We start from the raw sequence: 11,498 nt of genomic DNA, 5'->3' as shown, positions 1-11,498 counted from the left end.
ACCACGAAAAAGGTGGTTCTGGACAGCAAGACAAGTGCCAAAAGGTCTGAAGCCGCCGTGCGAATCCGTCCACAGCCGGCGTTTTCTCAGCACATCAGTTCAAATCAGCAGTAATTCGAGGTCCCCTGCTGATCGTGCGCAGCCAGCCGCCCGTCCCGACCGAAGCCGGCCAGCGCCTGATCGCCCATTACCGCCAGGTGCGGCTACTGGAGTCGGCGCTGGACAAGCGTCCCGGCGACAGTGACGCGCCCGCCGAAATCGTCATCGCCGTTAATGCCGACAGCGCCGCCACCTGGCTGCAGGAAGCCGTCGCCCCGCTGATGCGCGCCGGCGACTGCATGTTGCAGATCCGTCTCGACGATCAGGATCACACGCTGACCATGTTGCGCGAGGGCCGGGTATTCGGCTGCGTCACCAGCGAAAGCGCGCAAGTGCCGGGCACCACCGTCACGCCTTTGGGCGCGATGCGCTATGTCTGTGTGGCCAGCCCGGAATTTGCCGCCCGCTGGTTCCCGGACGGCATGACGGCGCAGGCCGTCCAGCGCGCCCCGGCGCTCAATTTCGACCGCAAAGACATGCTGCAAACCCGCTTCATCACCCAGCGCACCGGCTACACCGACCGCTATCCGTACCATGCGCTGTCCAGTTCGGAAGGCTTTGTGCGGTTTATCGAGGCGGGATTTGGCTATGGCATGCTGCCGATATTGCAATGCGCGGCGGCGCTGCAAGACGGCAGGATGGTCGATGTGGCGCCTGGCGCCTGGCTGGACGTGCCGCTGACCTGGCACATGTGGGACATCCAGACGCCGTTCACGCGCGCATTGTCCGATAACTTGATCGCTACTGCGCGCAAATGGCTGCTTTATCCACCGCCAAGCTCGGCGCGGGCGCGCGCCTCCCAGGCGTCCGCGTCGGGATGATGCAGATAACGCGCCGTTGACGCCGGCTCGGCCATCGGCGGGCCGACGCGCCGGTAAATCATCACGCTGGTCCAGGACAGCGTGCCGGGCGCGTGCATTTCCAGCAGCTGGAACGCCGGATGCTGGATCGGATAGGTGGTGGTGGTGACCAGTGCGCCTTCCGGCAACTCACGCGCCAGTTTGTTGCTGAGCGCATCCATCAGCGGCCCGAAACAGGTGCTGTAGACAAACACCAGGCTGGCGCCGCGCACATCGACCTTGAACATATCGTTCTCGATGAAGACGAGGCGCGCCCCCAGTTCCAGCAGATGGCGACCGTCCACCATCTGCCCGGACGGCAAGCGCAGCGGCGTGTCCGGCTTCAGTGGCGTGGGCAAGGCGTCCAGCCCCTGGCGCGTCAGCGTCAGCAGTCGCACCAGGCGCTCCTGCGCCAGGCGGTGCCGGTAATTCATCAGCTCCACGCCGATGCAGCGGCTGAACGGCAAGGTCAGCGCGGCGGTCATCACCACCTTGCCCAGCCCGCTCCCAAGATCGACCATGATGCCGCCCGGCGCGAGGTGGGGCCGCACCGCGTCGAAGTAGTTTTCCAGCTCGAAGCGCTGCATTTCGCCGTAGATCAAGCCACCTTCCTGGATCAGCCAGTGATGGAGTTCATCGTCGGAAATTTGCTCCAGCTTGCGGAAGCCGGGCAACGGCGCCAGCTTGGGCAACATGCCCAGCGGCTGGATGCTGGCCGGCAGCGTGCCCACCATCACGCTCAGGTGCGGACGCAGGCGCTGCAACAGGTAGTCATGGCACGCCGGCTTTTCCAGGCAGGCGCGCAGCGCGTAGCCGATTTCGAGGAACAGCAGAAACGGCGACTCCGGCGTCAGCTCCAGCGTCGGACGGGCGTGCGATTCGCCGCCCTGTATGCTTTGCAACAGCGCCTCGATGATATCGGCGGGCTGGCGGAAGCGCTCCACCGGGGCGACGGGACGGTTTTCGGTGCGGAAGATCGTGCTATTCATTGCCACGAGGATGGCATTTCTCGTGTTTTTTGTAAATAAAACATCACGCCGGCCGCAGCGGCTTTAGCATCTTTACAACATCGTCGTAATGGCCCTGCCAACCGGTGCTGGCCAGCTTGGGCGCACACACCGGGCAGCTGTCGAACGGATCGCAGTCATGCTGCAGCTCGATGTAGTAGCGGCCGATGACCGGCTTGCCCGCATACGAATCCGTCATCACCGGACGTGCCTTGAGCGATGGCTTGGCGACCGCCGGCACAAAGTCGGCGCCGCCCGGCGGTAGCCAGCGGGAAAAGGCCTCGACCACCTTACCGTCCGGCACGTACCAGGACTTGCGCTCGTTGTTCCAGCGCGCACCCAACGCCTTGGCCTCATCTTTTTCCGCGAACGGCACTTTTAAAAACATCATTTGAATCTCTCCACGACAGCAAGATTGTCATTTTACTGGCTGGCGATTATATTGGCCCATATGAACCGCATCCATCGCGCCACCGCCACCGACCTGCCCCACGCCCGCCAGCTTCTGCACGAATATTTCGACGCGATTGGCGTTGTGTTGCGCGACGATGACGGTGCGATCCACGCCTTTCTGAGCGACGCCAGCGCCGCAATGTGGATCGCCTATGTGGACGACACCCCGGCCGCCTGCGTGGCCATGCGTCCGTTGCCCGACGTGGCCGGCGCCACCGAATGCAAGCGCCTCTACGCGAAGCCGGCGTTCCGTGGCCTCGGCCTGGCCGACTCGCTGATGGCGACGCTGGAAAGCCACGCTGCCGCGTCGGGCTACGATGCCGTCTATCTGGACACCAAGGATGACCTGATCGGCGCCATCAAGCTGTACGACCGGCTCGGTTACGAACGCTGCGCGCGCTACAACGACAATCCGCAAGCGACCATCTTCATGCGTAAGCGTTTGCGGTGAGCGCGGCGTTTGCCTGGGCCCGGTGCCCGCATAAGGCAAACGCAACAGCGGCGCGCTATGCGAAAATGGCGACATGCCTACGATAGACCCTCTCACCCTCACCCTGGCCGAACTGGCCGCGCGCTGGAAACGCAGCCCGCAAGACGTGCTGGCCTCGCCACTGGCGCCGCCGATGTATTTTTACTTCGACGGCCTGGTGTTCGACTTCAACGACAAATGGCACCGCGCCAACGGCGATGCCAGCGTGGTGCGCACGCTGGAACAGCACAAGACCCGGCTGGGCACGCTCGAAATCGACCTGCAGCGCCAGGCCATGCACAAGCGCGGCCTGCTGAAGCTGACGCAATGGGAAGAAGCGCTGAGCGACGCGGAACTGCAAAGCCAGCAAGCCGAAGCCGACCGCCTCACGGAAGACATCGCCCACCTGACGGCGCAACTCAAGCAGCGCGCCGAACAACGCCAGCGCCGTGTGCGCAACGGTCTGCTGCGCGCCGCGCCGCGCACGCTGAACGAGATCGCGCAGCACGGCCAGACGCGCTTCCCGCCGTTCGCCTACATGCCACCGACGCCGGCCGGCGAAACGTCCGCCATCGCCGAGGGCGCGGTGGTCGCGCTGGAAGACGGCTTCCCGCTGAAGGAAGCGCTGACCACGGCGGATCTGGTGGTGGCCATGCAGGACGTGCGCGCCGCCGAAGCCAGCGCTACGTGAGCGCGATCCGCTTCTGCTCGCGGGCGGAGCGGTAAATCGCTTCGACGATGCGCAGGTCGCGCAAGCCCTCTTCGCCGCCGACGATCGGCTCCTTGTTATTGAGTATGCACTGGGACAGATGATCCAGCTGGCCAGCCCACTGGGTCTTGCCCGGTCCAGGCGGCGGCTCGACCTGCTTGCCGCGGTCCTGCCCCACCCACAGCTTGTTGCCGTCGTAGCGCGTGCCCGGCTCCAGGTCGATGCGGCCTTTGTCACCCATCAGCAGAATATGGTTCTGGTTGGCGCTGTACATCGACATGCACGAACCGATCACGCCGGACGGGAATTCCAGCTGAAACTCGATCATGTCCTCGACTTCCTTGAAGCGCGGATCGTTGCGGTCCGTGGTTTCCTTGGCATAGACCGCGATCGGTTCCTCGCCCGTCATGTAACGCGCCGCGTTCAGCGCGTAAATGCCGATATCCATCAGCGAACCACCGCCCGACATGGCCTTCTTCAAGCGCCAGGCGTTGGGGTTGCCGGCGGTGAAACCGTGCTCCGAGCGGAAATAGCGGAGCTTGCCGATCGCGCCCGATCGGGCCAGCCTGATCGCTTCCAGATTGTGCGGCTCGAAGTGGCAGCGGTAGCCGATCATCAGCTTCTTGCCGGCCTTCTTGCAGGCCGCAATCATCGCCTCACACTCCTTCGACGACACCGCCATCGGCTTCTCGCACATCACATGCTTGCCGGCCTGGGCCGCGCGGATGGTGTACTCGGCATGCATCGACACCGGCAGGCAGACGTAGACGATATCGATCTCGGGATTCTCTTTGATGCTGTCGAAATTCTGGTAATCGTAGATGCCGCTTTCCGGCACGCCATACTCGGCCGCCACGCGCTTAGCCTTGGCGGGATCGCCGCTGACCAGCGCCACCAGCTTGCTGTGCTCGCAGTTCTTAAACTGCGGAATGATGATCCCCAGCCCATAGCCGCCCAGCCCGACCACCGCATAGCCCAGCTTGCGGCCGGCCGCCGCCGCCATCGCCGGCAGCCCGACCGCCGACGCCGTGATAGCGCTACCAGCGGCAAGCACCACGCTGCGTCGATTCATATCAATCATCTCCTGCTCCTCTTTAATGGGTGTGGAGACAATTTTAGTATAAGCACAATGCGCTGGTTCATCCGAACCAGGAAAAATTAAAGAGTGGCTTTCGCCGCGGTAATAGGATGGTAGGTAGTATCGGGAGAGCCGCCATGCCGGAGAATATCCATCCAATCAGTTTTCTTGCCACCAACCCCAATGATGTGGTGAAACAAGCACAGGCATCTCAGCAACCAGTCATGATCACGATTGACGGAAAAGTGGAAGCAGTGGTTCAAGACGCCGTCAGCTATCAGAAAACGCAAGATCAGTTGACCATGCTGCGCATTCTTGCGTTCGGCCGGCAGCAAATCGAAGAAGGCAAAGTGACAGATCACCATGACTTCGTCGCCCAGCTTAAGATCTAAACTTATTGAACTATCGCGAGCTATTGGCAGCACAATACAGGATCATCGTCGAACGACCCCCGACCGTTTTCTACATCCATTTAGTTTGCCATACAAGTCGGGACTTGAAACCGCCCCTTTTGTCACAGCGATTAGCATTACCTTAGCACTCATAAAATCAAAAAAGACCTAGGCTTAAACCTAAGTCCTTGATTTTATAAGGTAGAACCTCGCGCGAACGTAGCACCGCGAGATTTCACATCTGAAGAGATCTCATAAACGCGTCGCTGCTCGGCAGGGCCGACCAGCCAAAGCGGACGCCAAGCAGGCAAGTCGGGTTTTTCTAGCGGATCTCAACCTGGTAGCGGAAGTCTTCCGCCGGTCCGCGCGAGCGGCACCATTCTAGCGGGTGTCGGTCGAAGCCGAGCGCCAGCCGTTCGATCACCACCACTGGTTGCCCGGCTTGGATGCCCATCAGCTCGGCGTCATGGCTGCCAGCCGAATCTACCGTCAAGGTCTCTTCGGCCGACGCAATTACCTTGCCGCACAACGTTTCATAGAGCGGGTACAGCAAATCCGGAAAATCGGCCGGCGCGATCTTCATCAGCGCCGCGAACTCTGTCTGCGGCAGCCAGATTTCCTCCAGCAGCACTGGCTTGTCATCCACCAGCCGCAGACGGTCGATGCGGATGGCTTGGCTTTTTTTGAGCAAATGTAGCGCCGCGGCCACGGCAACCGGTGGCGTTGTCAGCGTGCGGTTCAGGATGCGGCTGCGCGGCACTTGATGCTTTCCGCCGCGCATCTGATGGCGGAAAAATCGGAACAGCGAGGCGTCGAAACTAGGACGGCGGATGAACGTGCCCCGGCCTTGGCTTCGCTCCAGCATGCCATCGGCAACCAGCGTGTCGATCGCCTTGCGCAGCGTGCCCATGGCCACACCGTAGTGCTTGGTCAGTTCGCCTTCGGTGGGAATCGCCGCGGTGGTCTGCCACTCGCCGCTGGAAATCCGCGCCAGCATGTCGTCGCGCACGCGCTGATACAGCGGCAGGCGGTCATCTGCCGCAGGGACGGTCGATTTCTTCATTGATATGCAAGACTATAGATCTGAATGACTCGCACTGTAGCCGACTATCGCGCCCCAGTCCATCGACGCCGGTTGACAGCGCCCCACACGCGGACTATGATTGATTTAAACATCTATATGTTTATATGATTAAAAGCGAGGAGATTGCAATGTTTAATTGGTATCGGCAGGTGTCCGGGCAGGAACGCAGGACGTTTTGGGCCTGTTTCAGCGGCTGGGGGCTGGACGCGCTGGATGTGCAGATGTTCACACTGGCCATCCCGGCGCTGATCGCGGCATTCGGCCTCGACAAGACCCAGGCTGGCATGATCAGCGGCGCCACGCTGGTCTCCTCGGCGCTGGGGGGCTGGGTCACCGGGGCCATTTCCGACCGTCTTGGCCGGGTGCGCACATTGCAATTGACCATCCTCTGGTTTTCCATCTTCACGTTCCTCTGTTCCTTCGCTCAAACCTTCCCGCAGTTGATCGTGTTGAAGGCGCTGCAAGGCTTCGGCTTCGGCGGCGAGTGGGCCGCCGGCGCGGTGCTGATGGCGGAAACGGTGCGCAGTGAGCATCGCGGCAAGGCCATGGGCACCGTGCAAAGCGCGTGGGCCGTGGGTTGGGGGGCGGCAGTGATCCTGTACACGGTGCTGTTCTCCTGGCTGACGCCTGACATGGCATGGCGTGTGATGTTCATGCTCGGTCTGCTGCCCGCGCTGTTGGTGGTGTATGTGCGCCGCTCGATCAAGGAGCCGGCCAAGGCCGTGGCGGCGGTGGCACCGTCCGCTGACAAGACGCCGCTGATCGGCATTTTCTCCCCCAAACTGTTGAAGATCACGGTGATCGGCAGCCTGCTCGGCATGGGCGCGCACGGTGGTTACTACGCGCTGATGACCTGGCTGCCGACTTATCTGAAGACCGAGCGCCATCTGACGGTGCTTGGCACCGGCGGCTATCTGGCGGTGATCATCGTGGCGTTCTGGATGGGCTGCATCGCCAGCGCGCAACTGCTGGACCGCATCGGACGGCGCCGCAATGTCGCGCTGTTCGCGGTCTGCTCCACCGTCACCGTGTTGATCTACCTGCTGGTCCCGCTCGGCAATATGGCGATGCTGTTCCTCGGCTTTCCGCTGGGCTTCTTCGCGGCCGGCATCCCGGCCAGTCTGGGCGCGTTGTTCAACGAACTGTATCCCGCGTCGATACGCGGCGCCGGCGTCGGCTTCTGTTATAACTTCGGCCGCATTGCCTCGGCCGGTTTCCCGGTGTTGGTTGGCTATATGAGCAAGTCCATGCCGCTGGGAATGGCGATTGGCATCGACGCCGCCATTGCCTACGGCGTGGTGGTGGTGACCGTGCTGATGCTGCCTGAGACCATGGGCAAACAGATGGACGGCGAAGCGAGCCAGCCGTCCGCCCGCGCAACGCAACCTGAGCTGACGCCATGATAACGCGCCGCGATTTCAACCTCAGCTTGATGAGCCTCTCCGCTGGGATGATGCTTGCACCGCTGGCCAGAGGCGCGACTGCCCAAAAAACACAAAGATCCGACTCCATGATTGCTATCGATTGCCACGCCCATGTATTCCTGCAAAGCTTGCCGATGCCGGATCGGCGCCGCGCGCCTGCCGGCTACGACGCCACGCCGGAAGCCTATCTGCACGCCTTGGACGCCAATCAGATGACCCACGGCGTGCTGGTGCAGCCCAGCTTTTTGGGCCTGGACAACAGCTACATGCTGGACGTGTTGCGAGCCCATCCGGACCGGCTGCGCGGCATCGCCGTGGTGGCGCCAGGCGTAACGGCACAGCAGTTGGATGAGATGCAGCAGGCCGGGGTGGTCGGCATCCGGCTAAACCTGATCGGCCTGCCCACGCCGGACTTTGACAGTCCCGACTGGAGGGCGCTGCTGAAACAAATCCGCCTGCGCAATTGGCAGGTCGAAGTGCATCAGGTGGCGGCGGAGTTGAAACCGGTGCTGGAACCACTGCTGGCGGCAGGTGTCAACGTGGTGATTGATCACTTCGGCCGTCCCAGCGCGACGCTGGGCGTGGATGATCCGGGCTTTCAATATTTGCTCTCCTTGGGGCCGTCGCGGCAAGTGTGGGTGAAGCTTTCAGCGGCCTATCGTAACGGCCCCGGCGGCCGCGGCGAGGCGACCGCGCTGGCAGCGATGCCTTTGTTAATGCGGCAATTCGGCGTTGAGCGCTTGCTGTGGGGAAGCGACTGGCCACATACCTTGTTTGAAAGCACGGTACAGTATGGCGCACAGAAGCAGCAACTGGAACGCCTGCTACCGTTGGAGAGCGAGCGCAACATCGTGCTGCACGACACGCCAGCGAGGCTATTCCACTTCGCCAACAGATGAGCGAAGGGCGAAGTTGCAATAGCATGATTTGAGAAAAAATGCATATCAAGGCGGCCGCAAACACGGTGCCGACACAAGAAATCGCATAAAGAAAAAGGACTTAGATTTTCACCTAAGTCCTTTTTTATTGGTAGGCCCTCGCGGAGTCGAACCGCGCACCAAAGGATTATGAGACAGGTGCTCTATTGGCAGCACGAACAGCGGTGTAGACGCCAGCCAGGTTTAAGCCAGTTCGGTCGCTCCAAAACTCTTAATCTTCACTGAGCCCTCAGGGAACTTCGCAACAATCTCCAGAGCGCCGCCCATTGCCTCAATATGGGATCGAAGCGTAGAGATGTACATGTCAGTTCTACGCTCCATTTTCGCTATCGCGGGCTGCTCAACGTGAAGCACCGCCGCAAGAGCTTTTTGAGAAAGACCACGCGCTTGACGGAGCTCGTTCAATGGCATTTCATCACGCAAAACTTGCGTGCGCTGTTTTGCCCGGTCAATTGCCTCGTGAGACATAGTTGACTCAACAAGTGCAGAAAATTTCTTAGCCATTTATCAACCCCTCCTTCTTCAACTCAGTCAAGTGCTCATCATATAAACGATCAGCAACTGGAACGTTCTCGACATACCAACGATCATTGCCCGTCTTATCACCACCCAAAAGCAAAATCGCACTTCTACGGGGATCAAACGCGAACAACACCCGATACGGCCTACCAGCATGCTGTATCCTGAGCTCTCTCATATGATCGTGTCTAGAAGCGTTAATGCCACTCGTGTGAGGAAATCTCAAACTAGGGCCATCGATCTCCAGCAAGCCAACAATCGCAGTGATCGATTCGCGCTCATCTTCGGACAGATCACCCCACCAAGCACCGAACTCATCGGTATATTCTACATCCCAAGTCATAGCACAATCATTCCACAAAAGGCATATTCCGTCAAGGGAATAATTTCTATCTATGCTGAATTGTCAAGTTGCGGCCTCCCCATCGCCACATGCCAATTCCTACTTCCGCTTCCGCTTCCGCCACTTTTCGGACCTTCGCACTTTCTTCCGAATTCATCTCACTGTTGCGGTAGGAGCCTATTCCCTGGTGGTTGGCTTTTAACGTTTTTATTGAACGGTGCAGTCAAACATACGCGTCCGAATTGACGGCAATTTCTTACACTCTCCCTTCGAGCTCCTCGATGACAAGAGTAGGAAAGTGAACCTGGACCGCAACCATAGCCTCTCTGATGAGCGGAAGCATGAAATCACCCTTTTGACGGCTCTGCATGATCGCAAGCCAACTAGTCGGGTGATATCGCGCAAGCGTGCCTAAGAAATATGACAACAAGAAGAATCGGCCAAGACGAGAAATCGCCAAACCACCCTCGAATGGCGCAATGATCGACGTTAATCCATCTGTAAGGTTTTCGATCTGCGGAAGCACGTTGATGAAGCTCGCGCCTTCGAGATGAGGCAGTCGATAACTCAGATGTAGCTCCTGCGGCATGAAGTTGTGATGTGCAGTGGACACAATTTGTACCTCGTCAGGGATAGATAGATCTCGCCTTAATTGTTGCTCCGACGGCAGTCCGTGCTTTCCATCGAATAGATCGATGTCGGAGTGGGTCGTGGCACTCAATGTAAATACAAATGCTCTGTAGTTCGAGGCGCACTGACCAAATGAACGCTCGTAAACTTCGCGCAGATCCGGAATCCTGGCAAGCAAATCTTGAAACGTAAATGTTGCATCCTGAAGCTCTGTGAAATCGCGTGTACGTGGGAAGACAATTTGACTCGGATACGGCCCGGTAAAGACCCGGCTGATATCGGCATTAAGCGTGCTTTCCAAAAGCGACAGGAAGGTGCCGTTGTTGACCTTCACTTTTAGCTGCGCTGGACGGCGAGCATCAGCCACGAGGCTACCGCTCCAGCCAATACTTGAGAGTCCATGCGCCTGCGGTAAAGACGCTTCTCGCAATCTTTGATTAAGAAGCAATATCAAGCCGCGACTCAATGAAAGAACACCGTAGTACTGCAAAAGCGGGCGAACGAGCAAACCGGCCTCGGAAGCGGCAGAAAAGTACTCGCGCCCTTGTGCCACGGCTGACACAATTTCGCAGGCCCTGTCAGCGCTCAACTCACGCCCGTGGCGCTGCTGATACAAACCTCGAACAAGGTCAGTGCTTTCGTAAAGAGAGAGACGTGCCCAACTGTCCATTGAAGACCTTATATTTATAGACTGTAAAAATAAGAGAGCAACCGAATAAAAAAGGCGAATCAAGCAGCTCTATGAATGTCAGATCTTGGCCGATATGAGACAGCTGAAAATCGGCTATTTTGACTTAATAGGCCAAAGGATAGTAATTGCCCCCAAGACAAACCCAAGGAATAGCGATTGGGCCTGTAGCGGTGCGAAGCTTTGAAAAACTTTCAAAACGTAGGCTGCATAAGAGTTGATAATCACGTCTGCAAACATAATTGCCACTGTTAGCTGCAATCCAGCCTTTCGGCTCTTCCAAAGAAGAAAGACAGCGACGAAATCAAATAGCGCCAACGACGTCCAGAAAGCATTCAACGGAAGTGGAACTCCACGGTAAGGAAGGAACCCTCCTAAGATGATATCGACAACATGCGTGCTGCCGCCCACCGCAAGGCAAATTGACAGCACGACAAGAACGATGCGTTCAGAAGACGTCATGGTGTTTAGTTTTCCCATTTTTCCAAGGTCCGGATTTGGCCGGTAGCGGCAACAACAAAACTCTAACCTATCGAGCAAGTCTTGTCACAACGTATTTAAAATTCCACAACTACGCTGATGCAGTAAGCGTAGGAAGCATGCCAGCATAAACCGCCAAATGACTCACTGAGAAATGAGCATAACGTCGCACCATGGCATCACTCTCCCATCCACCCAACTCTCGCAACGCATGCAACGGGAGCTAATGTCAAATCTGGTGTATGCCAATCCTGAAGCGTAGGGCCATCAGGCGGCGAGTTTCTGTTGTTCCGGCGGATTGTCCTGCGCCGGAAGTCCATCTTTAAACAGCACGCCAGCCAGCAGC

General features: G+C 58.7%; 14 protein-coding genes. 6 read left to right on the top strand and 8 right to left on the bottom strand.

The genetic code is table 11. The features are described 5' to 3' along the window. Positions 1-134: 134 nt before the first annotated feature. Positions 135-920 carry a LysR family transcriptional regulator ArgP gene (locus GTP44_RS26270; protein WP_371867336.1) on the top strand — a complete coding sequence of 262 codons (786 nt, stop codon included), beginning with the start codon at positions 135-137 and terminating at the stop codon, positions 918-920. Here GTP44_RS26270 and GTP44_RS26265 read toward each other — a convergent pair. Together GTP44_RS26265 and GTP44_RS26260 are read right to left on the bottom strand one after the other, a co-directional pair. Beyond that, a complete protein-coding gene (locus GTP44_RS26265) occupies positions 863-1,927 on the bottom strand; it encodes a class I SAM-dependent methyltransferase (protein ID WP_161021726.1) in 1,065 nt (354 codons plus the stop codon). The two genes, GTP44_RS26270 and GTP44_RS26265, sit on opposite strands and share 58 nt — an antisense overlap. Before the next feature lie 43 nt (positions 1,928-1,970). Further along, entirely contained in the window at positions 1,971-2,336 is a 366-nt protein-coding gene (locus tag GTP44_RS26260) for a DUF5710 domain-containing protein (RefSeq protein WP_161021725.1), read from the bottom strand. A gap of 60 nt (positions 2,337-2,396) precedes the next feature. Between GTP44_RS26260 and GTP44_RS26255 the strand changes: the two genes are divergently transcribed. Both GTP44_RS26255 and GTP44_RS26250 read left to right on the top strand, forming a co-directional pair. Beyond that, complete coding sequence (locus tag GTP44_RS26255) at positions 2,397-2,849, top strand: GNAT family N-acetyltransferase (protein WP_161021724.1); 453 nt, start codon at positions 2,397-2,399, stop codon at positions 2,847-2,849. A 73-nt stretch (positions 2,850-2,922) separates the two neighbouring features. Next, positions 2,923-3,558 carry a hypothetical protein gene (locus tag GTP44_RS26250; RefSeq protein ID WP_160992547.1) on the top strand — a complete coding sequence of 212 codons (636 nt, stop codon included), beginning with the start codon at positions 2,923-2,925 and terminating at the stop codon, positions 3,556-3,558. On the opposite strand, the gene GTP44_RS26245 is transcribed toward GTP44_RS26250, so the two are convergent. Continuing rightward, positions 3,551-4,648, bottom strand: a complete 1,098-nt coding sequence (locus GTP44_RS26245; RefSeq protein WP_229257096.1) for a Gfo/Idh/MocA family protein — start codon at positions 4,646-4,648, stop codon at positions 3,551-3,553. The genes GTP44_RS26250 and GTP44_RS26245 overlap by 8 nt on opposite strands. Positions 4,649-4,791: 143 nt before the next feature. Between GTP44_RS26245 and GTP44_RS26240 the strand changes: the two genes are divergently transcribed. Continuing rightward, positions 4,792-5,046 carry a type II toxin-antitoxin system Phd/YefM family antitoxin gene (locus GTP44_RS26240; protein ID WP_161021722.1) on the top strand — a complete coding sequence of 85 codons (255 nt, stop codon included), beginning with the start codon at positions 4,792-4,794 and terminating at the stop codon, positions 5,044-5,046. A 322-nt stretch (positions 5,047-5,368) separates the two neighbouring features. On the opposite strand, the gene GTP44_RS26235 is transcribed toward GTP44_RS26240, so the two are convergent. Further along, positions 5,369-6,109, bottom strand: coding sequence for a GntR family transcriptional regulator (locus GTP44_RS26235; RefSeq protein ID WP_161021721.1), 741 nt, complete (start codon positions 6,107-6,109; stop codon positions 5,369-5,371). 149 nt (positions 6,110-6,258) lie between these two features. On the opposite strand from GTP44_RS26235, the gene GTP44_RS26230 reads away from it, so the two are divergent. Next, positions 6,259-7,533, top strand: a complete 1,275-nt coding sequence (locus tag GTP44_RS26230; protein ID WP_161021720.1) for an MFS transporter — start codon at positions 6,259-6,261, stop codon at positions 7,531-7,533. Continuing rightward, the gene (locus GTP44_RS26225; RefSeq protein WP_161021719.1) at positions 7,530-8,453 is read left to right on the top strand and encodes an amidohydrolase family protein; all 924 of its coding nucleotides are present in this window, start codon (positions 7,530-7,532) and stop codon (positions 8,451-8,453) included. The genes GTP44_RS26230 and GTP44_RS26225 overlap by 4 nt, the downstream gene beginning before the upstream one ends. Before the next feature lie 222 nt (positions 8,454-8,675). On the opposite strand, the gene GTP44_RS26220 is transcribed toward GTP44_RS26225, so the two are convergent. The 4 genes from GTP44_RS26220 to GTP44_RS26205 all read right to left on the bottom strand — a co-directional run bounded on the left by GTP44_RS26220 (position 8,676) and on the right by GTP44_RS26205 (position 11,134). Further along, positions 8,676-8,996 carry an XRE family transcriptional regulator gene (locus GTP44_RS26220; protein ID WP_161021718.1) on the bottom strand — a complete coding sequence of 107 codons (321 nt, stop codon included), beginning with the start codon at positions 8,994-8,996 and terminating at the stop codon, positions 8,676-8,678. Continuing rightward, positions 8,989-9,354, bottom strand: coding sequence for a type II toxin-antitoxin system RelE/ParE family toxin (locus GTP44_RS26215; RefSeq protein WP_161021717.1), 366 nt, complete (start codon positions 9,352-9,354; stop codon positions 8,989-8,991). Before GTP44_RS26215 ends, GTP44_RS26220 begins: the two co-directional genes overlap by 8 nt. Positions 9,355-9,610: 256 nt before the next feature. Further along, complete coding sequence (locus tag GTP44_RS26210; protein WP_161021716.1) at positions 9,611-10,654, bottom strand: YaaC family protein; 1,044 nt, start codon at positions 10,652-10,654, stop codon at positions 9,611-9,613. 114 nt (positions 10,655-10,768) lie between these two features. After that, complete coding sequence (locus GTP44_RS26205) at positions 10,769-11,134, bottom strand: hypothetical protein (protein WP_202424000.1); 366 nt, start codon at positions 11,132-11,134, stop codon at positions 10,769-10,771. Positions 11,135-11,498 lie beyond the last annotated feature (364 nt).

The organism is Duganella lactea (assembly GCF_009857505.1).
Taxonomy (GTDB): domain Bacteria; phylum Pseudomonadota; class Gammaproteobacteria; order Burkholderiales; family Burkholderiaceae_D; genus Rugamonas; species Rugamonas lactea.
Note: the sequence above shows the minus strand (reverse complement) of the source record. Positions and strands in the feature narration are given on the sequence as shown.